Origin of the sequence: Bradyrhizobium sp. SZCCHNS3016 (assembly GCF_032484535.1) — a bacterium.
Taxonomy (GTDB): Bacteria; Pseudomonadota; Alphaproteobacteria; order Rhizobiales; family Xanthobacteraceae; genus Bradyrhizobium.
Genome location: NZ_JAUETE010000002.1, coordinates 482,657 through 505,915, shown reverse-complemented (window position 1 = coordinate 505,915; position 23,259 = coordinate 482,657). Strand labels below are relative to the sequence as shown.

At 63.9% G+C, this 23,259-nt stretch carries 18 protein-coding genes and 1 pseudogene; 16 read left to right on the top strand and 3 right to left on the bottom strand.

Annotation, left to right across the window (positions count from 1 at the left end; genetic code table 11):
* Positions 1-25: 25 nt before the first annotated feature.
* The 9 genes from QW881_RS06605 (at position 26) to QW881_RS06565 (ending at position 6,994) form a co-directional block, all read left to right on the top strand.
* Positions 26-262, top strand: coding sequence for a hypothetical protein (locus QW881_RS06605; protein WP_315811490.1), 237 nt, complete (start codon positions 26-28; stop codon positions 260-262).
* A gap of 2 nt (positions 263-264) precedes the next feature.
* A complete protein-coding gene (secE, locus tag QW881_RS06600) occupies positions 265-456 on the top strand; it encodes a preprotein translocase subunit SecE (RefSeq protein ID WP_006611822.1) in 192 nt (63 codons plus the stop codon).
* On the top strand, positions 456-1,013 hold the full coding sequence (gene nusG / locus QW881_RS06595) for a transcription termination/antitermination protein NusG (RefSeq protein WP_284423110.1): 558 nt from the start codon (positions 456-458) through the stop codon (positions 1,011-1,013). The genes secE and nusG overlap by 1 nt, the downstream gene beginning before the upstream one ends.
* A gap of 317 nt (positions 1,014-1,330) precedes the next feature.
* Positions 1,331-1,759, top strand: a complete 429-nt coding sequence (gene rplK, locus QW881_RS06590) for a 50S ribosomal protein L11 (protein WP_012045056.1) — start codon at positions 1,331-1,333, stop codon at positions 1,757-1,759.
* A gap of 6 nt (positions 1,760-1,765) precedes the next feature.
* Entirely contained in the window at positions 1,766-2,458 is a 693-nt protein-coding gene (gene rplA / locus QW881_RS06585; protein WP_315754183.1) for a 50S ribosomal protein L1, read from the top strand.
* A gap of 79 nt (positions 2,459-2,537) precedes the next feature.
* Positions 2,538-3,488 (top strand): 2-hydroxyacid dehydrogenase, encoded by a 951-nt coding sequence (locus QW881_RS06580; RefSeq protein ID WP_315754186.1) that lies wholly within the window; start codon positions 2,538-2,540, stop codon positions 3,486-3,488.
* Positions 3,489-3,699: 211 nt separating this feature from the next.
* The gene (locus tag QW881_RS06575; RefSeq protein WP_315754188.1) at positions 3,700-4,164 is read left to right on the top strand and encodes a (2Fe-2S)-binding protein; all 465 of its coding nucleotides are present in this window, start codon (positions 3,700-3,702) and stop codon (positions 4,162-4,164) included.
* Positions 4,165-4,166: 2 nt separating this feature from the next.
* The gene (locus QW881_RS06570) at positions 4,167-6,350 is read left to right on the top strand and encodes a xanthine dehydrogenase family protein molybdopterin-binding subunit (protein WP_315754190.1); all 2,184 of its coding nucleotides are present in this window, start codon (positions 4,167-4,169) and stop codon (positions 6,348-6,350) included.
* Positions 6,347-6,994 carry an Isoquinoline 1-oxidoreductase subunit gene (locus QW881_RS06565; protein ID WP_315754192.1) on the top strand — a complete coding sequence of 216 codons (648 nt, stop codon included), beginning with the start codon at positions 6,347-6,349 and terminating at the stop codon, positions 6,992-6,994. The genes QW881_RS06570 and QW881_RS06565 overlap by 4 nt, the downstream gene beginning before the upstream one ends.
* 274 nt (positions 6,995-7,268) lie before the next feature.
* Here the strand turns inward: QW881_RS06565 and QW881_RS06560 are convergent, their stop codons facing one another.
* From QW881_RS06560 to QW881_RS06550, 3 genes are all read right to left on the bottom strand, one after another.
* Positions 7,269-7,739, bottom strand: coding sequence for an OsmC family protein (locus tag QW881_RS06560; protein ID WP_315754548.1), 471 nt, complete (start codon positions 7,737-7,739; stop codon positions 7,269-7,271).
* Between the two features lie 159 nt (positions 7,740-7,898).
* Positions 7,899-8,429, bottom strand: a complete 531-nt coding sequence (locus QW881_RS06555; RefSeq protein ID WP_315754194.1) for a carboxymuconolactone decarboxylase family protein — start codon at positions 8,427-8,429, stop codon at positions 7,899-7,901.
* Positions 8,430-8,516: 87 nt separating this feature from the next.
* Complete coding sequence (locus tag QW881_RS06550; protein ID WP_315754196.1) at positions 8,517-9,470, bottom strand: sigma-70 family RNA polymerase sigma factor; 954 nt, start codon at positions 9,468-9,470, stop codon at positions 8,517-8,519.
* A 128-nt stretch (positions 9,471-9,598) separates the two neighbouring features.
* On the opposite strand from QW881_RS06550, the pseudogene QW881_RS06545 reads away from it, so the two are divergent.
* The 7 genes and pseudogenes from QW881_RS06545 to QW881_RS06515 all read left to right on the top strand — a co-directional run.
* Positions 9,599-10,009: pseudogene (locus tag QW881_RS06545) on the top strand (aldehyde dehydrogenase family protein); the annotation flags it as partial.
* Positions 10,010-10,117: 108 nt separating this feature from the next.
* Positions 10,118-10,477: a hypothetical protein gene (locus QW881_RS06540; RefSeq protein ID WP_315754198.1), complete on the top strand. Its 360-nt coding sequence runs from the start codon at positions 10,118-10,120 to the stop codon at positions 10,475-10,477.
* Between the two features lie 238 nt (positions 10,478-10,715).
* Entirely contained in the window at positions 10,716-11,234 is a 519-nt protein-coding gene (rplJ, locus tag QW881_RS06535) for a 50S ribosomal protein L10 (RefSeq protein ID WP_315737590.1), read from the top strand.
* A 60-nt stretch (positions 11,235-11,294) separates the two neighbouring features.
* Positions 11,295-11,666 (top strand): 50S ribosomal protein L7/L12, encoded by a 372-nt coding sequence (gene rplL / locus QW881_RS06530; protein WP_315737591.1) that lies wholly within the window; start codon positions 11,295-11,297, stop codon positions 11,664-11,666.
* A gap of 543 nt (positions 11,667-12,209) precedes the next feature.
* Complete coding sequence (gene rpoB, locus QW881_RS06525; protein ID WP_315754200.1) at positions 12,210-16,328, top strand: DNA-directed RNA polymerase subunit beta; 4,119 nt, start codon at positions 12,210-12,212, stop codon at positions 16,326-16,328.
* Positions 16,329-16,459: 131 nt separating this feature from the next.
* Positions 16,460-20,659: a DNA-directed RNA polymerase subunit beta' gene (gene rpoC, locus QW881_RS06520; protein WP_315737593.1), complete on the top strand. Its 4,200-nt coding sequence runs from the start codon at positions 16,460-16,462 to the stop codon at positions 20,657-20,659.
* A 338-nt stretch (positions 20,660-20,997) separates the two neighbouring features.
* Complete coding sequence (locus tag QW881_RS06515; protein ID WP_315754202.1) at positions 20,998-23,061, top strand: FAD-dependent oxidoreductase; 2,064 nt, start codon at positions 20,998-21,000, stop codon at positions 23,059-23,061.
* Positions 23,062-23,259: the final 198 nt, after the last annotated feature.

Here is a 23,259-nt window from a genome sequence, read left to right as displayed (position 1 = left end):
GACCAGGCGGGGGCCTGACGCGGGAATGGCCGCCGACGCCCGGCATGCCCATATCTTGACCTTTGGCCGGCCCGACAGTAGATATCTCGACAACCTGCAGCCGGCCCGCGATAAAAGCGGATATCCGGCGCGGCTTTTCACTCCCCGAACAAGCGAGCCCGTGGATTCGGCTCATCTCTCCGACAAGAGGGTGGGCCAAGGACGGCTGTTCGGTTTTCCCAGTCAACTCTTCAATCGTCCGATGACGGACGCGGACCCCTGACGATGGCTACCAGCCCGTTCAAATTCCTGCAGGAAGTGCGCTCGGAGACCGCCAAGGTCTCGTGGCCGAGCCGTCGCGAGGTCACCATCACCACGATCATGGTGTTCGTGATGGTGGCGCTGGCCTCGGTGTTCTTCTTCGCCGCCGATCAGATCATCCGTTATCTCATCACCCTCGTGCTGGGCATTCACTGATGGCAACCGCAACGCAAAGCTCCGACAAGCGCTGGTACATCGTCCACGCCTATTCGAACTTCGAGAAGAAGGTCGCGGAGTCGATCCGCGAGCAGGCCAAGCAGCGCAATCTCGAGGACCTGTTCGAGCAGGTGCTGGTGCCGATCGAGAAGGTCACCGAGGTGCGCCGCGGCCGCAAGATCGACGCCGAGCGCAAGTTCTTCCCCGGCTACGTGCTGGTGAAGATGAAGCTGACTGACGAGGCGTTCCACCTGATCAAGAATACGCCCAAGGTGACCGGCTTCCTCGGCGCCGAGAACAAGCCGATGCCGATCTCCGAAGGCGAGGCGATGCGCATCCTGAACCAGATGCAGGAAGGCGTGGAGCGGCCGAAATCCTCGGTGTCGTTCGAGATCGGCGAGAACGTCCGCGTCGCCGACGGCCCGTTCGCCTCGTTCTCCGGCGTGGTCGAGGAAATCGACGAGGCCCGCTCGCGGGTCAAGGTCGCGGTGTCGATCTTCGGCCGCGCCACCCCGGTCGAGCTCGAGTTCAACCAGGTCGAGAAGATCGTCGGCTGAGCCTCATGGGGTCGTAGCCCGGATGAGCGCAGCGACATCCGGGTTCACACCGATGCCGGCGATGCCCCCCGGGGGGGGGGGCGCTGCGCTCGCCCGGGCTACGAAAGGGCTCAGCCCTTTCCTTTTCGTCCGATCTCGTGTATCGGGCGCCCTTCGCTCCCCAACCGGGGGGCGATTTCGTTCGTGGGAGGCGTGACCGGCTTTGCCAGCCGGATCAAGCGCGCCGGACCACGGTCCCAAACCTCGCCTGAGGGTTTTGTCGCCCGAAGGCGTTGCGTTCGCATCAGGCAGAATCGCGAACGCGTTGGAGAGTCATAATGGCAAAGAAAGTAACCGGTTACCTGAAGCTTCAGGTTCCGGCCGGTGCGGCCAACCCGTCGCCCCCGATCGGCCCCGCGCTCGGTCAGCGCGGTCTCAACATCATGGAGTTCTGCAAGGCGTTCAACGCGCAGACCCAGAAGGAAGAGAAGAACACCCCGATCCCGGTGGTCATCACCATTTATGCGGACCGGTCCTTCACCTTCGAGATGAAGACCCCGCCGATGTCCTACTTCCTCAAGCAGGCTGCCAAGATCCAGTCCGGCTCGAAGGCGCCGGGCCGCGACAAGGCCGGCAAGGTGACCAAGGCGCAGGTGCGCGAGATCGCCGAGAAGAAGATGAAGGACCTGAATTGCGACTCGATCGAGTCGGCCATGAAGATGGTCGAGGGCTCTGCCCGCTCGATGGGTCTGGAAGTTGCGGGGTAAGGCGCCATGGCACTCGGAAAGCGTTTGAAGAAGGCCCGCGAGGGCATCGATCGCACCAAGCTCTACCCGCTTGCTGACGCGATCAAGATGATCAAGGAGCGGGCCGTCTCGAAGTTCGACGAGACCATCGAGGTCTCGATCAACCTCGGCGTCGATCCGCGCCACGCCGACCAGATGGTCCGCGGCGTCGTCATGCTGCCGAACGGCACCGGCCGCACGCTGCGCGTCGGCGTGTTCGCCCGCGGCGCCAAGGCCGAGGAAGCCAAGGCCGCCGGTGCCGACGTCGTCGGCGCGGAGGACCTGGTCGAGAAGGTGCAGAACGGCAACATCGACTTCGACCGCTGTATCGCCACCCCCGACATGATGCCGCTGGTCGGCCGCCTCGGTAAGGTGCTCGGTCCGCGCGGCATGATGCCGAACCCGAAGATCGGCACCGTGACCATGGACGTCGCCGGTGCCGTCAAGGGCGCCAAGGGCGGTTCGGTCGAGTTCCGCGTCGAGAAGGCCGGCATCATCCAGGCCGGCGTCGGCAAGGCCTCGTTCGCCGAGGACAAGCTGGTCGAGAACATCAAGGCGCTGGCGGATGCGGTCGTGAAGGCCAAGCCGGCGGGCGCCAAGGGCACCTACGTCCAGCGCGTCGCCGTCTCCTCGACGATGGGCCCGGGCGTCAAGGTCGAGCCGGGCACCGTGCTCGCCTGAGCGGCCAAGCATAGGTTAGATTGGGGAGGGCGGGATCGTTCATCGATCCCGCCCTTCGCATTTTGGAGTACCGGCCGACATGCCCGACAAGGTCCTGATCTATTCCCGCCTGCCGAAATCCTTGACCCAGCGCTTTGCCGATCGGTTCGATCTGCTCGACAGCGGCGGCAAGCCGGCGCACGAGGTGTTTCCGGCGGACGAGGTCGCGCGGATCCGGGCGCTGATCACGGCGGGCGGCACGCCGCTGGGGGCTGCCGACATGGACAGGCTCCCGGCGCTCGGGGCCATCGTCTGCTATGGCACCGGTTACGACGGCGTCGACCTGAAGGCGGCCGCGGCCCGTAACATCGCCGTCGGCCACAGCCCGGGCGCCAATGCCGCGGCGGTCGCAGACGTCGCTGTGATGTTGATGCTGGCGACCACGCGGCGGCTGACGGTGGCAGACGCCTATGTCCGCGACGGGGGCTGGGCGTCCGCAAAACCATCGCCGCTGATGAAGCCGCCGCCCAGTCTCGCCGGCTGCAAGGTCGGCGTCTACGGCATGGGCGAGATCGGCCGCAAGATCGCGAGCCGCGTAGCCGCCTTCGAGACTGAGGTCGGCTATTTCAACCGCACCCGCTATGACGATCTGCCGTATCAATATTTCCCGAGCCTCGATGCGCTCGCCGAATGGTGCACCGTGCTGATGATCGCCGTCCGCGCCAGCGCCGAGACCACCCACGTCGTCAACGCCGACCTCCTCAAGAAGCTCGGCACCGACGGCCACATCGTCAACATCTCGCGCGGCTCGGTCATCGACGAGCGGGCGCTGGTGGCGGCGCTCAAGGAGGGTACCGTTGCCGGTGCCGGTCTCGACGTGTTCGAGACGGAGCCGCATGCGCCGGATGAGCTGACCTCCCTGCCCAATGTGGTGGTGACGCCGCATATCGGCGGCAACACCAGGGAGTCGCACGTCGCAATGCAGGCCTGCGTGGTGGCGAATCTCACGGCGTTCTTCGCCGGCGAGATGATGCCTTATCAAGTCAAGTAGCTCGTAGCCCGGGCGAGCGGAACGACCCGGGACGGACCATCCCCCATGCCGCTTCGCCTTTGCGGGCTGTGGCTGACGCTGATGCGGGCTACGTCCAAACGTTCCGCCCCGCCCAGAAATATTTTGACGCACTGCACATCTCTGTGAATTGCGAACCATTCTCGAATGCTTCTAACTCTTGCTGTTAGGACGACAGATAGAGCGAGGGGCCATGGCGGCGTTCACATTGAAGATCAATGGGCGGGAGCATCAGGTTGATGTCGACCCCGGCACTCCCTTGCTCTGGGCCATTCGCGACAATGTTGGGCTGACCGGCACCAAATATGGCTGCGGCGTAGCGCAATGCGGGGCCTGTACAGTCTATCTCGACGGCCAGACCGTGCGCTCGTGCTCGTTGCCGGTGTCGGCAGTCGGGAAGAGCGAAGTGACGACGATCGAGGGACTCTCCAGCAAAGAGGCGGTTGCCGTCCAGAAGGCATGGGCCGCGCATGATGTGCCACAATGTGGCTACTGCCAGTCAGGCCAGGTGATGAGCGCCGCCGCGCTGCTCAGCCTGACCCCGAAGCCCACCGACCAGGACATCGATCTCGCAATGAACGGCAACATCTGCCGCTGCGCCAGCTATGTCCGCATCCGCGCCGCAATTCATTCGGCCGCCAAGACTCTGGAGGGCTGATCATGAACCTTCATGTGAAATCTGAAGCCGCTGCGACCTTGTCGCGCCGCTCGCTGTTGAAAGCCGGCGCTGGGTTCGTGCTCGCCACCTATGTCGCGCGCAACGGCGTCGCCTACGCGCAGGACGCTGCCGCGGCAAAATCCGTCAACATCGCGCCGAACACGTTTCTGGTGATCGGCCAGGACGACACCGTCACCGTTCTCTGCAAGCACATCGAGTTCGGACAGGGCCCGTTCACCGGCATGGCCACCCTGGTGGCCGAGGAGCTCGATGCCGATTGGTCGCAGATGCGCGCCGATCATGCGCCCTCGAATCCGGTGCTCTACAAGAATCTCTTGTTCGGGGTGCAGGGCACTGGTGGCTCGAGCGCGATCGCCAATTCCTACGAGCAGATGCGCAAGGTCGGCGCCGCCGCACGCTCGATGCTGGTGGCAGCGGCTGCCGACGAATGGAAGGTGCCGGCCGAGGAGATCACGGTCGATAAAGGTATCGTCAGACATCCCTCCGGCAAGCAGAGCGGTTTCGGCGCGCTGGCCGCCAACGCGATGCAACAGCCGGTGCCGGCGAACCCGCAGCTCAAGGATCCCTCCGCCTTCAAGCTGATCGGCAAGGAAGGCGCTGTAACCCGGCTCGACAGCGTGGCGAAGTCGAACGGCTCGGCCGAGTACACGATCGACATCAAGGATCCGGGGACCTTGACCGTGCTGGTGGCGCGCTCGCCACGGTTCGGCGGCAAGGTGGCGTCGTTCGACGCGTCGGCGGCCAAGGCCGTGCCGGGAGTGGTCGACGTCAAGGAGGTGCCGAACGGTGTAGCCGTCTATGCCGAGGGCTTCTGGCCGGCGAAAACGGCACGTGACCTGCTCAAGATCACCTGGGACGACAGCAAGGCGGAGACGCGCGGCACGGCGCAGCTGCTGGAGGAGTTTCGCGCGCGTGCGAAGAAGCAGGGTGCGCTGGTCAAGCAGGAGGGCGACGTCGACGCCGAGATCGCCAAGGGCGGCAAGCTGATCGAGACCGAGTTCGTGTTCCCCTATCTGGCCCATGCGCCGATGGAGCCGATCAACGCCTTCCTGCATTGGAAGGGCGACACCGCGTCGGCGCGCTACGGCAGCCAGTTTCCGACGCCTGATCACGCCGTGATCGCGCAGGTGCTGGGGCTCGACATCGCCAAGGTCGATCTCAAGACGATTCTCGCCGGCGGCAGCTTCGGCCGGCGCGCGCAGCAGTCGACCCATGTCGCCATGGAGCTGGCGCAAGTCGCCAAGGCGATCGGGCCGGGACGTCCGGTCAAGCTGGTGTGGACCCGCGAGGACGACATGCGCGGCGGCTACTACCGGCCGTTCAGCCTGCACCGCATGCGCGGCGTCGTTCGCGACGGCAAGATCGTGGCGTGGTCGGATACGATCGTCGGGCAGTCGATCATGAAGGGCTCGCCGTTCGAGGCGATGACCATGAAGAACGGTCTCGATGCGACCGCCTATGAGGGCTCGAACGAGATCCCGTACCAGGTGCCGAACTTCCGCTGCGACCTGCACCAGGTCGATGTCGGGGTGCCCGTGCTGTGGTGGCGCTCCGTCGGCCACACCCATACCGGCTACGCTGTCGAGGCGTTCGTCGATCAGCTGCTCGAAGCCGCCGGCCAGGATCCGGTGGAGGGGCGACTGGCGATGATGGCCGACAAGCCGCGTCACGCCGGTGTGCTCAAGGCGGTCGCCGAGCTCGCGGACTGGAAGGGCGCCAAGCTCGAGGCGGGCCGCGCCCGCGGCGTTGCCGTGGTCGAGAGCTTCAACACCTACGTCGCCCAGGTCGTCGAGCTGTCGATGGGCGCCGACGGTCCGGTCGTGCACAAGGTCTGGTGCGCTGTCGACTGCGGCGTCGCGGTCAATCCCGACATCATCCGAGCCCAGATGGAGGGCGGCATCGGCTTTGCGCTGGGCCACATCCTCTATGCGCAGCAGCCGCTCGACGAGGGACGTCCGGTGTCGGGCAATTTCGATACCTACCGCTCGCTGCGCATCCACGAGATGCCCGAGATCGAGGTCGCGATCGTGCCGTCGACAGAGAAGCCATCGGGGGTAGGCGAGCCCGGCGTCCCGCCGCTCGGACCGGCCGTCGCCAACGCCATGGCGAAGCTCGGCCTGCCGCGCCCCACGCAATTGCCGATCCGGCCGGGAGACACTGCATGAGACTGGTTAGAACGGGGGCGATGGCGTTGCTCGCCGGCTGCCTGGCTGCGGTTGCCGTCGCGGCCTATCCGGGGCTTCAGCGCGCCTATGCCGCGCCCGAGGCGACCCGCGTGGCCAATGGCCTGAAGCCGGCAGCGGACTTCGCGAAGATCAAGAACAAGGAGGAGCGCGCCGTCGCGCTGTTCGAAGAGGCCGGCAAGGTGCTGCAGTCGCCGCGATGCATGAACTGCCACCCGGCCGGCGACCGGCCGACCCAGACCGACAAGATGATTCCGCACCAGCCGCTGGTGGTCCGCGGCGAGGCCGGCATGGGCGCGCCCGGCGGGCTCGCCTGCACGACCTGTCACCACGAAGCCAATTTCGACCCGGCGCGCGTGCCCGGCAATCCGAAGTGGCAGCTGGCGCCGATCGAGATGGCCTGGCAGGGCCGATCGCTCGGCCAGATCTGCACCCAGATCAAGGACCCGAAGCTCAACGGCGGCAAGACCATGGCCCAGCTGATTCATCATATGGCTGAGGATGACCTGGTCGGCTGGGGCTGGAATCCGGGAGCGGGGCGGACGCCAGCCCCGGGCAGCCAGAAGCAGTTCGGCGAGCTGATCAAGGCCTGGGCCGACGCCGGTGGGGCCTGCCCGAAGGGGTAGGTGGCACGGCCCTGGCGGGTGCGACGACACCCGACAGATCGCGCGAACGTTGCCATGCTCGGGACGTGACGAACTCCCTCCTCGTCATTGCGAGCGTGGGTGATGTTCGATGGCACGCCTTACGCCTATCTGCAGATCTGCGGCCACTGTGGATCGGAAATGAGTATGGGCCCGGTCAGGTGCCGATCTGGACGATGCGATATGGTGGGCCATCAGAGCCTTGATGCTTGAGTGTGGACGCGAGTCATCAGGCATGGACGCGACGATCTGACCTCTACGCCTGCCGAACCACAAGCTCGCTGGTCATGGGGATTCCCCTCAGTGCGCCGAGCACCATGTTGTGGGAAATGGCGCGCTCATGGATCTTCTCGAGTTCGGCACGCGGTGCGGAGGAACTCAAGGTGGCGCGGAGGTGGAGGGATAGGTAGCAATGCCGGGCCTCGACGGGCGCCTCGAGCCCTTCGAGGCCATCGAATTCACCACGCGGGTCGAACACGCCTTCCGCGACGAACTCGACCGAACGCAGATCGATGCCGGCATGCGCCGCCAGCATCGGATAGTCCGAGCCGGCACAGACGGCTGCAGCGGCGAAGATCTGTTCCCAGGGATAGACGACAGACGGGGCATTGTCCTTCAGGCTCGCCGGCCGCTCCAGAAGCGGTGTTGTGTAGGGATCGCTTGACTGCGGATCGAAGCGGTAGCGGGCACGGTAGGTCCCGCGCACCGCATCGCCATGCTTCTTCATCACGGACACGATATCCTTCACCGTGCTGACAGCTTCTCCGAAAACTATGGGCATCCTTGCCTCCTTCCAATCGTGGGTTTCTAAGTCACGCCATGGGATGCCGACGGCAGCGTTTTCCGTTCGGCATCCCGATTTGGCACATTGCCGATGGTGTTCGCCTTATTTGGCAGGCGGAGTCGCTTGCGCGTCGCTGCCAAGCTCCTTCTTGAAGGTCTCAAAATCGACCTGCATGCCGTTGAAGATCGTGCTCCAGTGCCGGGCCACCGCGGCGATCGCGACGGCTTCCTCGATTTCGTCCTTCGTCGCACCTGCCCGCTTGGCGTTCTCGGTGTCTTCCCAGATGCAGTACCGACAGGGGATTTGGGCGGAGACGGCAAGTGAGATCAGAGCCTTCACCTTCGGCGGCAGGGCGGTTTCGTTCGAGAACTGCAGCGCCTTCACCTCGGCCCAGGCGCCCGGCAGCGCGGCTTTCGAAACCTGGTGGAGAAAGCCTGGCACCTTGCCGAGCGTCTGCTTGATGTCCTTGTAGGTGGCATCGACCTCTGCCTGGCCGGCTAGGCAGAGGCTGGATGCGAACACGGCCGCGCAGATGACGGCCGAAGCCAAAGCGCCCGTGAAGACCCGGTGTGACCGCCGCAACCTGAACCTAACGCTGCTGGAAACGAAGTCACGAACTGCGAAGTTGAACATGTTCTCTCACCTCTATTGAACCATTTGGGTCCGCGCCATGTGATGGGTGCGGACTCAAAGGAGGCCCGGCCGAGAGAGAAAGTTCGATCAGTCGTCGTCGATTCCGGGTGGGCGCGGCGAAAGATGGATATGCAGGCGCCTGGCCTTGCTGTCGCGTCGAAAAACCACGAATGAGACACCCGGAGGGCAATGGAACGGATCCTCCGGGGGATTGACGAACCGTCCCTCGATCACGCTGACGTTGCCGGCGCTGAGGATGCGCTGCGGTTCGAAGAGAACGCCGGCTTCGTTATCCTCGATGACTTCCTGGGCAATGAACGACCGCCCGAATACCGGCTTGCCCCCTCCACGGACGAGGTGGAGATCTTCCGCGAAATGGCTGAGATAACGGTCGCGCTCGCCAGCGCGGTTGAGACCGCGAAATAGCTCGTCATAGAACCATTGGTGCTGGCGTGACTGCAACCTGGCGTCGGGATCGACGAGGCCCGCCGTCTCGAGCAGCATCTCGGCCAACTTGCGCTTGGCTTCCGACAGCCGGCTGCGGACGGTTCCGACCGGGACGGCTAGGATGGCGGCCAGTTCCTCATAAGATGGATAGCTGCCGAAATATCGCAGCATGGCGGTGGCCTGCAGCGGTTCGGGAAGCTTGCGCAGCGCGTCCCAGACCCATTCGCGAAGCGCGACTTTCTCCAGCCGCTCCTCGACGCTTGGCCGTTCGTCGGGGCGATCGGGCACCTCGGCGGTGAGCACCTCGCGCCGTCTTCGGCGCAACTGTCCCAGGCAGCAGCGGTGCAGCACGGTGAAGAGCCAGCCGACGACCGCCTGAGGGTCCTTAAGCTCCCCGATGTGCCTCAGCGCGATGATGAACGTGTCGTGGACGGCATCCTCGGCTTCGGGACCGTAGCCGAGCACTCGCAGCGCCGCCGCGTACAGCCGCGCGCGATGACGTTCCAGCAACAGCCCAAGGTAGGCACAATCGCCGCCGCGAGCGGCGACGGCCAGTTCGGCATCGGTCGGTCCGATAGGAGCTTGATGATCCACAGCTGCTGATCCATAGCTTGTTGAACCCCATAGACGGAAGGATGCGCCGAGGATCGAAAAAGTTCGAATCCTGACGCGGCGCGTCATGGATCACCGCTACGACACGAACTTTTAGATCGTGATCCAGAGCCAAGCCGACCTGGGGCGGCGAGCTCCTGAACCGCGAGACGCCTGGCTTCTACATGCAGCCGGCGCAATTTACCGAGGCCACCAACACCATGCACATTGCGCGCGAGGAGATCTTCGGGCTCGTCGCCTGCGTGATCCGCGCAAAGAACTACGACGGGGCGCTGACAATCGCCAATGACACCGAGTTCGGTCTCGCGGCGGGCGCCTGCACCACCAGCCTCCAATACGCCTCGCACTTCGAGCACAACAGCGAGGCCGGCACGGTGATGGTCAACTTGCCGACCGCCGGCGTCGACTATCACGTCCCGTTCGGCGGCCGGAAGGGTTCGAGCTACGGCGCCCGCGAGCAGGGCTCCTACGCGCGCAAGTTCTATACGACGGTGAAGACGGCCTACACTTATCCGGTGTGAGACCTCGGCCGTCATGAGCGCCGTCATTGCGACGAAGCAATCCAGACTTCCTTCTCGACCCTGGATTGCTTCGCTCGCAATGACGGGGGAGAGAGCGTGGGAACCCGCATGCTGCTCTCGCCTTCGCCCGTCAGGCGCTGGCGGATGCTCGTGGGGCCTCGCGAACTGCCCAACTGGTGCGATTTTTGCTCTTGGGGGTCTTGGCAAGTCGCCGTGGACCCGTTAAAGAACCGGCTTCCGGGCGGGCTGGCATTTGCTGGCGCGCTCGTGCGCGCATTCCGAAAGCCTAGAGGATCCAGCATTCCTTTTGAGGATATCCGTTTGGATGACCCGGAAGGAAGAAGGATCTTTCTGCTCTCGAATGCCGCAGGGGAGGTCGGTCCGCCGATCACCCCGATCCTGTCCGAGACTGCAGGCGCCGGCGCGGAATTCAATTTCCTCAATGGCTTAATCGTCCAGCCTGCATAGACGGGTGAAGACCGGATTTCGGCATGTCCACTGCCTCTGTCGTGGTGGCATGCAGGTTTGGTTCGAACCTCGACACTCCGTGGGCCGATAAAGCCTTGCGGAAGGGCAGGCTATTCATCGCCGTTTTGCCTTGCGTGTCCTCGGGTTCTTCCGTCCGGAGGTCAGGTTTGGTGGGGCGGCGGGTGCAACCCGGCGGTCCCGCTTTCGGGCGAAGGCCGCCAACCGGAGAGAGCTTGCTGTGGAACGAGCGGCAAAGAAAGAGGCGGTCGAGGAACTGCACGAGGTCTTCAAGACCACGGGCGTCGCGGTCGTCGCTCACTATTCCGGCCTCACCGTGGCCCAGATGCAGAAGCTGCGCATGCAGATGAAGCAGGCGGGCGCGTCGGTGAAGGTCTCGAAGAACCGTCTCGCCAAAATTGCTCTTGAAGGCACGGACGTCGTCGGCATCGGTCCCCTGTTGAAGGGGCCGACCGTGATCGCAACTTCGAACGATCCTGTCGCGGCGCCCAAGGTTGCCATGGAATTCGCCAAGGCGAACGAAAAGTTCGTCATCCTCGGTGGCTCCATGGGTAAAACCGTCCTGAATGTCGACAGCGTCAAGGCTCTCGCCTCGCTGCCGTCGCTGGACGAACTGCGCGGCAAGCTCGTCGGCCTGATCCAGGCTCCGGCGACCAAGCTCGCCCAGCTCGCCAACGCACCCGCGGCCAAGGTCGCGCGCGTCATTCAGGCTCATGCCTCAAAGGGCGAAGCGGCCTGACGCCCTTCGCAAACACTCAAAACCTGGTTTCGAACCGAACCATCTTAAGGAAGTAGATCAATGGCTGACTTGCAGAAAATCGTCGACGACCTGTCCTCGCTCACCGTTCTCGAGGCCGCCGAGCTCGCCAAGCTCCTGGAAGAGAAGTGGGGCGTGTCCGCCGCTGCCGCCGTCGCGGTTGCTGGCCCGGCTGCTGCCGCTGCCGCTCCGGCGGAAGAGAAGACCGAGTTCACGGTTGTCCTGGCTTCGGCCGGCGACAAGAAGATCGAGGTCATCAAGGAAGTCCGCGCCATCACCGGCCTGGGCCTGAAGGAAGCCAAGGACCTGGTCGAGGGTGCCCCGAAGCCGGTCAAGGAAGGCGTCAACAAGGAAGAGGCCGAGAAGATCAAGGCTCAGCTCGAGAAGGCTGGCGCCAAGATCGACCTCAAGTAATCGCAAGATTGCAAGCGGAGCCTTCCGGCGGCCTAAGGCAGGTCCGAAGGTTTCGAGAGATTATGGTGACCGGGCGGTAACATCGCCCGGTCATCATCGGGACAAAAGAGTTTTGCAGAGGTGTCGGGTCGGGCCGGGATACTGCAAAAGGCGTGCAACAGGATCGCCCGTTGCGGGCCGAACACGGAAAAGTGTGGAGATTTAGGGGCTTCCCCCTCGAATCTCGGCTATCGTCGGCCCATATTGGGTCGGCAGCACGAAAAGCCGGTTATCGGTGGAGTGGCGTCTCCGCCTTTAGACCGTTGGGAGATAGGCAATTTCGGGCTTTTGCAGTCCGTGACGAGATGGTTGTGACGAGCGGGTGCGCCCTCGCGCCTCGCGCGTCGTTTTGCGTTTTGCTGGTCTGAAGAACAGAGCTGGGACGTTTCCGTTCCGGCTTTGGGCCTCAGATCCTCGAAATGGATCGAAATTCAACCCGAAGGGGCGGTGGCAGCCGCTGTTTCGGAAGGTTCGCCCCTCCGGGCGACGAAATGAGAGGCCACGATGGCGCAGCAGACATTCACCGGTCGCAAACGCGTTCGCAAGTTCTTTGGACACATCAAGGAAGTCGCGGAGATGCCGAACCTCATCGAGGTTCAGAAGGCGTCCTACGACCAATTCCTGATGGTGGACGAGCCCACGGGTGGGCGAGCGGATGAGGGCCTGCAGGCGGTGTTCCGCTCGGTGTTCCCGATCTCCGACTTTTCGGGCACCTCGATGCTGGAATTCGTCCGCTACGAGTTCGAGCCGCCGAAATACGACGTCGACGAGTGCCGCCAGCGCGGCATGACCTTCGCTGCGCCGCTCAAGGTGACCTTGCGCCTCATCGTGTTCGATATCGACGAGGAAACCGGCGCGAAGTCGGTGAAGGACATCAAAGAGCAGGACGTGTACATGGGCGACATTCCGCTCATGACCATGAACGGCACCTTCATCGTGAACGGCACCGAGCGCGTCATCGTCTCGCAGATGCACCGTTCGCCGGGCGTGTTCTTCGACCACGACAAGGGCAAGACCCATTCGTCGGGCAAGCTGCTGTTCGCTGCCCGCGTCATTCCGTATCGCGGCTCCTGGCTCGACATCGAGTTCGACGCCAAGGACATCGTGTTCGCGCGCATCGACCGTCGCCGCAAGCTGCCGGTGACGTCGCTGATGTTCGCGCTCGGCCTCGACGGCGAACAGATCCTGTCGACCTTCTACAAGAAGCTGATCTACAAGCGCATCAAGGAAGGCTGGCGCGTTCCGTTCGACGCCAACCGGTTCCGCGGCTATTCGACCGTGAACGACCTGATCGACGCCGACACCGGCAAGGTCGTGCTCGAGGCCGGCAAGAAGCTCACCGTGCGCGCCGCCCGCCAGCTCCAGGAGAAGGGGCTGAAGGCGCTGCGCATGTCGGACGAGGAGCTGCTCGGCAACTACATCGCCGAGGATCTCGTCAATCCGAAGACGGGTGAGATCTACGCCGAGGCCGGCGAGGAGATCACCGACAAGCTGTTCAAGGTGCTGAACGAGCAGGGCTACAAGGACCTGCCGCTGCTCGACATCGACCACGTCAATGTCGGCCCCTACATCCGCAACACGCTGTCGGCCGACAAGAACATGACGCGTGAGGATGCGCTGTTCGACATCTACCGCGTGATGCGTCCGGGCGAGCCGCCGACGCTCGACTCGGCGCAGGCGATGTTCCAGTCGCTGTTCTTCGATGCCGAGCGCTACGACCTCTCCGCGGTCGGCCGCGTCAAGATGAACATGCGCCTCGAGCTCGATGCGCCGGACACCCAGCGCACGCTGCGCAAGGAAGACATCCTGGCGGTCATCAAGACCCTGGTCGACCTGCGCGACGGCAAGGGCGAGATCGACGACATCGACCATCTCGGCAACCGCCGCGTCCGCTCGGTCGGCGAGCTGATGGAGAACCAGTACCGCATCGGCCTGCTGCGCATGGAGCGTGCCATCAAGGAGCGCATGTCGAGCGTCGACATCGACACCGTGATGCCGCAGGACCTGATCAACGCCAAGCCTGCCGCCGCTGCCGTGCGCGAGTTCTTCGGCTCGTCGCAGCTGTCGCAGTTCATGGACCAGACCAACCCGCTGTCGGAGATCACCCACAAGCGCCGCCTGTCGGCGCTTGGACCGGGCGGTCTGACCCGCGAGCGCGCCGGCTTCGAGGTGCGCGACGTGCATCCGACGCATTACGGCCGCATCTGCCCGATCGAGACGCCGGAAGGTCCGAACATCGGCCTGATCAACTCGCTGGCGACCTTCGCCCGCGTCAACAAGTATGGCTTCGTCGAGACGCCGTACCGCAAGGTCAAGGACGGCCGGGTCACCGACGAGGTGGTGTATCTGTCGGCCATGGAGGAGGGGCGCTACCGCGTCGCGCAGGCCAACGTGCCGCTCGATGCCAAGGGCCGCTTCACCGAGGACCTCGTGGTCTGCCGTCACGCCGGCGAAGTCGTGCCGATGACGCCCGACAAGGTCGACTACATGGACGTGTCGCCGAAGCAGCTCGTTTCGGTGGCCGCGGCGCTGATCCCGTTCCTCGAGAACGACGACGCCAACCGCGCGCTGATGGGCTCGAACATGCAGCGCCAGGCCGTGCCGCTGGTTCGCGCCGAGGCGCCGTTCGTCGGTACCGGCATGGAAGGTGTGGTGGCCCGTGACTCGGGCGCCGCGATCGCGGCGCGCCGCTCCGGCGTGATCGACCAGATCGACGCCACCCGCGTCGTCATCCGCGCCACGGAGGATCTCGATCCGACCAAGTCGGGCGTCGATATCTACCGGCTGATGAAGTATCAGCGCTCGAACCAGTCGACCTGCATCAACCAGCGTCCGCTGGTGAAGGTCGGCGACATCGTCAAGAAGGGCGACATCATCGCTGACGGTCCGTCGACCGATCTCGGTGAGCTCGCGCTCGGCCGCAACGTGCTGGTCGCGTTCATGCCGTGGAACGGCTACAACTTCGAGGACTCCATCCTGCTCTCCGAGCGGATCGTGAAGGAGGACGTCTTCACCTCGATCCACATCGAGGAATTCGAGGTGATGGCCCGCGACACCAAGCTGGGTCCGGAGGAAATCACGCGCGACATTCCCAACGTGTCGGAAGAGGCGCTGAAGAACCTCGACGAAGCCGGCATCGTCTATATCGGCGCGGAAGTGCGTGCCGGCGACATCCTGGTCGGCAAGATCACGCCGAAGGGCGAGAGCCCGATGACGCCGGAAGAGAAGCTGCTGCGCGCCATCTTCGGCGAGAAGGCCTCGGACGTGCGCGACACCTCGCTGCGGGTGCCGCCGGGCGTGCAGGGCACGATCGTCGAAGTCCGCGTCTTCAACCGGCACGGCGTCGACAAGGACGAGCGTGCGCTGGCGATCGAGCGGGAAGAGATCGAGCGTCTGGCCAAGGACCGCGACGACGAGCAGGCGATCCTGGACCGCAACGTCTACAGCCGTCTCGCCGACATGCTGGATGGCCGTCAGGGCATCTCCGGTCCGAAGGGCTTCAAGAAGGACACCAAGATCACGCGCGCGGTGCTCGACGAGTATCCGAAGTCGCAGTGGTGGCTGTTTGCCTCGCCGAACGACAAGCTGATGGCCGAGATCGAGGCCATGCGGAAGCAGTACGACGAGTCGAAGAAGGGGCTGGAACAGCGCTTCCTCGACAAGGTCGAGAAGCTGCAGCGTGGCGACGAGCTGCCGCCAGGCGTGATGAAGATGGTCAAGGTCTTCGTTGCGGTGAAGCGCAAGATCCAGCCGGGCGACAAGATGGCCGGCCGTCACGGCAACAAGGGCGTCGTCTCCAAGATCGTGCCGATCGAGGACATGCCGTTCCTCGAGGACGGCACGCATGCGGACATCGTGCTGAACCCGCTGGGCGTGCCCTCGCGCATGAACGTCGGACAGATCCTCGAGACGCATCTCGGCTGGGCCTGCGCCGGCCTCGGCAAGCGCATCGCCCAGACGGTCGATGCCTACCTGTCGAAGCAGGACGTGAAGCCGCTGAAGGAGACCCTGAAGCGGATCTACGGCGATGACGAGACCATCAAGTCGCTCAACGACAACGAGTTGATCGAGCTTGGTCACAATCTGAGCCGTGGCGTGCCGATCGCCACACCGGTGTTCGACGGCGCCAAGGAGGCCGACATCGAGGAGATGTTGAAGCTCGCCGGCCTCGACGCATCCGGTCAGTCGACGGTCTATGATGGCCGCACCGGCGATGCGTTCGATCGCAAGGTGACGGTCGGCTACATCTATATGCTGAAGCTGCACCATCTGGTCGACGACAAGATCCATGCGCGTTCGATCGGCCCGTACTCGCTGGTCACCCAGCAGCCGCTGGGCGGCAAGGCCCAGTTCGGCGGCCAGCGTTTCGGCGAAATGGAGGTGTGGGCGCTCGAAGCCTACGGCGCGGCCTACACGCTGCAGGAGATGCTGACGGTGAAGTCGGACGACGTCGCCGGCCGCACCAAGGTCTACGAGGCGATCGTGCGCGGCGACGACACGTTCGAGGCCGGTATTCCGGAATCGTTCAACGTGTTGGTCAAGGAAATGCGCTCGCTCGGCCTCAACGTCGACCTGCACAACTCCAAGCTCGGACCGGCGCCGACGTCGGAAGCCGCCGAGTAGTTCAAGAGGTCAGGCCCGGCCGTCTCGGACGGCCGGGTGCCGGCGCCTTCCCCCGCGGGTCAGGACAAGGCGCCCGTTGAGAGATTTTCGAATTTGCGGCCGACCCCCGATCGGCCCGCGAGGAGAATACGATGAACCAAGAAATTATGAATCTCTTCAATCCGACGACGCCGGCTCAGGTCTTCGACCAGATCCGGATCTCGATTGCGTCTCCGGAGAAGATTCTGTCCTGGTCCTACGGCGAGATCAAGAAGCCGGAAACGATCAACTACCGCACCTTCAAGCCCGAGCGCGACGGCCTGTTCTGCGCCCGTATCTTCGGGCCGATCAAGGACTACGAGTGCTTGTGCGGCAAGTACAAGCGGATGAAGTACAAGGGCATCATCTGCGAGAAGTGCTCGGTCGAGGTGACCTTGTCGCGCGTCCGGCGCGAGCGCATGGGCCATATCGAGCTCGCCGCTCCCGTCGCGCACATCTGGTTCCTGAAGTCGCTGCCGTCGCGCATCGGCTTGCTGCTCGACATGACGCTGAAGGATCTCGAGCGGATCCTGTATTTCGAATACTACGTCGTTCTCGAGCCGGGTCTGACCGCGCTCAAGGACCGTCAGCTCTTGTCCGAGGACGAGTACCTCAAGGCGCAGGACGAATACGGCCAGGACAGCTTCACCGCCATGATCGGCGCGGAGGCCATCCGTGAGCTGCTGCGCGGCCTCGAGCTGGAGAAGCTCGAGCAGACGCTGCGTGCGGAGATGCAGGAGACCGACTCCGACATCAAGCACAAGAAGCTCGCGAAGCGTCTGAAGATCGTCGAGGCCTTCCGCCACTCCGGCAACAAGCCGGAATGGATGATCATGACCGTGGTGCCGGTGATCCCGCCGGACCTGCGGCCGCTGGTCCCGCTCGACGGCGGCCGCTTCGCGACCTCCGACCTCAACGACCTCTACCGTCGCGTCATCAACCGCAACAACCGTTTGAAGCGGCTGATGGAGCTGCGCGCGCCCGACATCATCATCCGCAACGAGAAGCGCATGCTTCAGGAAGCGGTGGATGCGCTGTTCGACAACGGCCGCCGCGGCCGCGTCATCACCGGCGCCAACAAGCGTCCGTTGAAGTCGCTCGCCGACATGCTCAAGGGCAAGCAGGGCCGCTTCCGTCAGAACCTGCTCGGCAAGCGCGTCGACTATTCCGGTCGCTCGGTCATCGTGGTCGGTCCGGAGCTGCGCCTGCACCAGTGCGGCCTGCCGAAGAAGATGGCGCTCGAGCTGTTCAAGCCGTTCATCTATTCGCGGCTCGATGCCAAGGGCCTGTCGACGACGGTCAAGCAGGCCAAGAAGCTGGTCGAGAAGGAGCGCCCCGAGGTCTGGGACATCCTGGACGAGGTCATCCGCGAGCATCCGGTGCTGTTGAACCGCGCGCCGACGCTGCATCGCCTCGGCATCCAGGCGTTCGAGCCGGTGCTGATCGAGGGCAAGGCGATCCAGCTGCACCCGCTGGTCTGCTCCGCGTTCAACGCCGACTTCGACGGCGACCAGATGGCCGTCCACGTTCCGCTGTCGCTCGAGGCGCAGCTGGAAGCGCGCGTCCTGATGATGTCGACCAACAACATCCTGCATCCGGCCAATGGTCAGCCGATCATCGTGCCGTCGCAGGACATCGTGCTCGGTCTCTACTACGTCTCGATCATGCGCGAAGGCATGCCCGGCCAGGGCATGGCGTTCGGCAACATGGCCGAGCTCGAGCATGCGCTGCACGCCAAGGCCATCCATCTCCACAGCAAGATCAAGTATCGCTGGGAGGGCATGGACGAGACCGGCAAGGTCGCCAAGCGCTGGATCGAAACCACCGCGGGCCGCGTCATGCTCGGCAATCTCTTGCCGAAGCATCCGCGCGTCACGTTCGAGGTCATCAACAAGCTGATGACCAAGCGCGAAATCTCGGGCGTGATCGATCAGGTCTATCGTCACTGCGGCCAGAAGGAGACGGTGATCTTCTGCGACCGCATCATGGCGCTCGGCTTCTACAACGCCTTCAAGGCGGGCATCTCGTTCGGCAAGGACGACATGGTCGTGCCAGCGGGCAAGTGGAAGATCGTCGACACCACCCGTACGCTGGCGAAGGATTTCGAGCAGCAGTACAATGACGGTCTGATCACCCACGGCGAGAAGTACAACAAGGTCGTCGACGCCTGGTCGAAGGCCAGCGAAGAGATCGCCAAGGAGATGATGAAGGAGATCTCCGTCACCAAGAAGACGGCGACGGGGGCGGATGCCGACATCAACTCGATCTACATGATGTCGCATTCCGGCGCGCGTGGTTCGCCGGCCCAGATGCGTCAGCTCGCCGGCATGCGCGGCCTGATGGCCAAGCCGTCGGGTGAGATCATCGAGACGCCGATCATCTCGAACTTCAAGGAAGGTCTGTCGGTTCTCGAGTACTTCAACTCGACCCACGGCGCCCGCAAGGGCCTCGCGGACACCGCGTTGAAGACCGCGAACTCGGGCTACCTGACCCGTCGTCTGGTCGACGTCGCGCAGGACTGCATCATCACGCAGGACGATTGCGGCACCCATCTTGGCATCAAGATGCGCGCCATCGTCGATGCCGGCACGGTCGTGGCTTCGCTCGGCTCGCGCATCCTGGGCCGCGTGCCCTGCGATGACGTGCGTGATCCCGCGACCAACGCCGTGCTGGTCAAGGCCGGCACGCTGATGGAGGAGAGCCACATCGACGCCATCCAGCAGGCTGGCGTGCAGGAGGTGAAGATCCGCTCTGCGCTGACGTGCGAGCTTGTCAACGGCATCTGCAAGATGTGCTACGGCCGCGATCTGGCGCGCGGCACGCCGGTCAATCATGGCGAGGCTGTCGGCGTCATCGCCGCGCAGTCGATCGGTGAGCCCGGCACCCAGCTGACGATGCGCACCTTCCACATCGGTGGCGCGGCGCAGCTGAACGAGCAGTCCTTCGTGGAATCGAACTTCGAAGGCAAGGTGGTCATCAGGAACAAGTCGATCGCTCGCAACAGCGAGGGTCACCTGATCGCGATGGTCCGCAACATGGTCGTGACGATCGTCGACCCCGACGGCACCGAGCGTGCGACGCACCGTATCCAGTATGGCTCGCGCATGCACGTCGACGACGGCGACATGATTAAGCGCGGCCAGCGCATCGCCGAGTGGGATCCTTATACCCGCCCGATCCTCACGGAAGCGGAGGGCACGATCGGGTTCGAGGATCTGACCGAAGGTCTGTCGATCTCGGAAACGCTCGACGAATCCACCGGTATTGCCAAGCGCGTGGTCATCGACTGGCGTGGAACGCGCGGTGGCGCGGATCTGCGTCCGGCGATCGTGATCAAGGGCAAGGACGGCAAGGTGCTCAAGCTCGCCCGCGGCGGCGATGCCCGCTACATGCTGTCGGTCGACGCGATTCTTTCTGTCGACGTCGGTGCGACGGTGAAGCCAGGCGACATCCTGGCGCGTATCTCGACCGAAAGCGCCAAGACGCGCGACATCACCGGCGGTCTGCCGCGGGTGGCGGAGCTGTTCGAAGCGCGCAAGCCGAAGGATGCCGCGATCATCGCTGAGATCGCCGGCACCATCCGGTTCGGTCGCGACTACAAGAACAAGCGTCGCATCTCGATCGAGCCCGTCGACAAGACCGAGGAGCCGCGCGAGTACCTGATTCCGAAGGGCAAGCACATCCATCTGCAGGATGGCGACATCGTCGAGAAGGGCGACTTCATTGTTGAAGGCAACCCCGCGCCGCACGACATCCTGGCGATCAAGGGCATCGAGGAGCTCGCGGCCTATCTGGTCAACGAGATCCAGGAGGTCTACCGGCTGCAGGGCGTGCTCATCAACGACAAGCACATCGAGGTGATTGTCCGTCAGATGCTGCAGAAGGTGGAGATCGCCGACCAGGGCGACACCGACATGATCTCGGGCGAACAGGTCGACAAGATCGAGTTCGACCTGCTCAACGCGAAAGCCGTGGAGGAGGCGAAGAAGCCGGCCACAGGCACTCCGGTTCTGCTCGGCATCACCAAGGCGAGCCTGCAGACCCGGTCGTTCTTCTCGGCGGCCTCATTCCAGGAGACCACCCGCGTCCTCACCGAGGCGGCGGTCAACGGCAAGATCGATCCGCTCGAGGGCCTCAAGGAGAACGTCATCGTCGGTCGTCTGATCCCGGCTGGCACCGGCGCCTCGATGGCCCGCATCCGCGAAGTCGCCTTGAAGCGCGACAAGCTGATTCTCGACGAGCGCGAGAAGCAGGCGGCGATCGTGCCGGCGCAGCCCGAGCCTCAGCCGCTCGCTCTGCCGCCGGCAGAGTAAACGGACGATTGCGGCAGACCCTGACGGTGTTGGGGTCTGCCGTGCGTTCATCACGCGTAGAAAAGGCCGGCGGTTGCCGGCCTTTTTTTGACATTTTCTTCTCCTGTTGCCGCGCTGCTGCCCCGTTGTTCATCTTCCCTTCAGGGACAGAGGCGCTTTTGGAAGCATCAGATCCGCTGAGCTGATTTCCGTCGACTCCCGTGGCGATGCGCCGATTTGCTCCGGCGCAAATCTTTTGCGGGCCGGGTACGCTATGGCCGATCGAGCCCCGAGGGTGGCAGGACCCCTGATATGGACGACCGGCAACGTCGCTGACAGCCGGAGATGGCGGAACTTCGATGCTTGACCTTGCGATTGTTGGTGGCGGTCCGGGTGGACTGATGAGCGCCTGGTACCTGAGGCGCAAACTCGGCGATCTCTGCAAGGTGACGATCTTCGAGGCATCCGACCGGCTCGGCGGCAAGATCGTGACGCGCAAGTTCGATACCGCACCGGCGATGTATGAGGCTGGTGTCGCAGAAATCTACGACTACTCGATGACCGGCCCTGATCCGCTGCGCGAGCTGATCCAGCATTTCGGTCTGCAGACGATTCCGATGGATGCGCTGCAGGTCCAGCTCGACGGCGAGCTGCTCGACGACGTGCCCGGGCTGCGCCGCAAGTACGGCCCGAAGACGGCCGCTGCCGTCGAGGCGTTCCGCAAGCGTTGTACGGAGGTGATGTCGCCGGTCGAATATTACGAAGGCGTCGGCGCCCACGATAACGAGCACCCCTGGGCCTACAAGACCTGCGAAGAGCTGCTCGACGAGGAGGTCGAGGATCCCACGGCCAAGCGCTTCTTCAAGGTGATGTCGCGCTCCGACCTCGCGACCGAGGCCCACAACACCAACGGCCTCAATGCGCTCAAGAACTTCGTGATGGATATCGACGACTATATCGGCCTGTACTCGATCCAGAACGGCAACGAGCAGCTGATCGAGTGCCTTCGCTCGGAGGTCGATGCCGACATCCAGCTCAATCATCGCGTGCTCCGCATCGGCAAGACCGAGCAGGGCCGCTACCGGCTCAACATGATGAACGGCAAGGGGCCGGAGACGCGCGAGTTCGATCTCGTGCTGGTGTGTCTGCCGCATTCCTGGCTGTCGACGGTCGGCTGGGACGGCGAGAAGCTGCGCCAGTCCATGGTCAAGCACATCGCCTATTTCGATCGTCCCGCGCATTATCTGCGCGTCTCGATCCTGTTCGACGAGCCGTTCTGGGGCGAGAAGATCCCTGGCTCCTGGTTCATGTCGGAAGCGTTCGGCGGCTGCTGCATCTACAACGAGGGCTCGCGCCACGACGTCGGCAAGCACGGCGTGCTGAACTGGCTGATCGCGGGCTCGGATGCGCTCGCCTTCGCCAACCTGTCGGACCAGGAGCTGATCGATGCCGCCCTGAAGTCGCTCCCGGCGGCGCTCGGCGATGCGCGCGCGCACTTCATGGAAGGCAAGATCCATCGCTGGCTGTCGTCGGTCAACGCGCTGCCCGGCGGTCTGCCGGTGCGCGACGTCATGACCAATCACCGGCCTGAGCCGAAAGAGCACCCCGGTATCGTCGTGGTCGGAGACTACCTGTTCGACTCGACCTTGAACGGGCTGCTCGATTCCTCGGATGCGGCCACCGACATCATCCTGACCGAGATGATGCGGCTGCGCCGCGCCCGCTCGCAGGCCGAGATGCCGCTATCGGACAAGATCGACCGCGACTATTTCGACAATTATCGCGGGCAGGGGCCGTACAGCGAAGCGTGGTCGCAGTTCACCGATCCGGACTATCTGACCAGCCTTATCAAGATCGTCTGGAACCGGGCCGGCAAGGGCAAGGGCTACAAGCTCCTGGTCGCCGGCTCCGCGAGCGGCGAGTTGGTGGGTGCGCTCCGCGAGCGCGGCATCGATGCCTGGGGCATAGAGAACAACCGCTACATCCACGGCAAGACGCCGAAGGCGCTGAAGAAGTACAACAAGCTCGGCTCGATCACCGACATGCCGTTCAAAACCGGTGAGTTCGATTTCGTGTTCGAGACCAGCCTCTGCCACCTCGGTGACAAGCAGGTTGCGCGCGCGATCCGCGAGCTCAACCGCGTCGTCAAGACCGGCCTCGTGTTCGGCTCGATCACCTCGGACATGGCCCCGGCGCTGGTCGACCGCTACGACCTGCTGCGTGGGGTCAAGAAGCTCGGCACCTGGTGGGAGTGGTCGGAGCTGTTCTTCGGCAACGGGTTTGATCTGGCCATGCACCGCCGCGATTGCACCGACGAGGTGTGGGCTGCGACGCTCGCGGCCAACAAGGGGCCCGGTCAGTGGTACGCCGACGCCGACAGCCTGCGCTATTCGTTCTTCGACAAGGTCGAGGACGAGGACTAGGCTTGCGGCACAGCCGCCGTCATTTCGAGCCAAGGTCGCGGGCGTTGAACCCGGCATCTCGATGCTGTCTTGCGTCCGCGGCGCTTGTGACTGTGCTGGTTGCGTGACAGGGCCGCGTCTTGGTCGCGGCCGCTGCGGCACCGTGTCGCGAGAATGCTGGCGGCCGGCGGACACAGGTGTTAAAGCCGAGCCGCTTTA

Excerpts from the sequence above, each read along its gene's own strand:
- QW881_RS06605 (WP_315811490.1), top strand. The coding sequence starts at position 26 with ATGGCCGCCGACGCCCGGCATGCCCATATCTTGACCTTTGGCCGGCCC.
- secE (WP_006611822.1), top strand. The coding sequence starts at position 265 with ATGGCTACCAGCCCGTTCAAATTCCTGCAGGAAGTGCGCTCGGAGACC.
- nusG (WP_284423110.1), top strand. The coding sequence starts at position 456 with ATGGCAACCGCAACGCAAAGCTCCGACAAGCGCTGGTACATCGTCCAC.
- rplK (WP_012045056.1), top strand. The coding sequence starts at position 1,331 with ATGGCAAAGAAAGTAACCGGTTACCTGAAGCTTCAGGTTCCGGCCGGT.
- rplA (WP_315754183.1), top strand. The coding sequence starts at position 1,766 with ATGGCACTCGGAAAGCGTTTGAAGAAGGCCCGCGAGGGCATCGATCGC.
- QW881_RS06580 (WP_315754186.1), top strand. The coding sequence starts at position 2,538 with ATGCCCGACAAGGTCCTGATCTATTCCCGCCTGCCGAAATCCTTGACC.
- QW881_RS06575 (WP_315754188.1), top strand. The coding sequence starts at position 3,700 with ATGGCGGCGTTCACATTGAAGATCAATGGGCGGGAGCATCAGGTTGAT.
- QW881_RS06570 (WP_315754190.1), top strand. The coding sequence starts at position 4,167 with ATGAACCTTCATGTGAAATCTGAAGCCGCTGCGACCTTGTCGCGCCGC.
- QW881_RS06565 (WP_315754192.1), top strand. The coding sequence starts at position 6,347 with ATGAGACTGGTTAGAACGGGGGCGATGGCGTTGCTCGCCGGCTGCCTG.
- QW881_RS06560 (WP_315754548.1), bottom strand. The coding sequence starts at position 7,739 with ATGAAGAAGCATGGCGATGCGGTGCGCGGGACCTACCGTGCCCGCTAC.
- QW881_RS06555 (WP_315754194.1), bottom strand. The coding sequence starts at position 8,429 with ATGTTCAACTTCGCAGTTCGTGACTTCGTTTCCAGCAGCGTTAGGTTC.
- QW881_RS06540 (WP_315754198.1), top strand. The coding sequence starts at position 10,118 with ATGCTGCTCTCGCCTTCGCCCGTCAGGCGCTGGCGGATGCTCGTGGGG.
- rplL (WP_315737591.1), top strand. The coding sequence starts at position 11,295 with ATGGCTGACTTGCAGAAAATCGTCGACGACCTGTCCTCGCTCACCGTT.
- rpoB (WP_315754200.1), top strand. The coding sequence starts at position 12,210 with ATGGCGCAGCAGACATTCACCGGTCGCAAACGCGTTCGCAAGTTCTTT.
- rpoC (WP_315737593.1), top strand. The coding sequence starts at position 16,460 with ATGAACCAAGAAATTATGAATCTCTTCAATCCGACGACGCCGGCTCAG.
- QW881_RS06515 (WP_315754202.1), top strand. The coding sequence starts at position 20,998 with ATGCTTGACCTTGCGATTGTTGGTGGCGGTCCGGGTGGACTGATGAGC.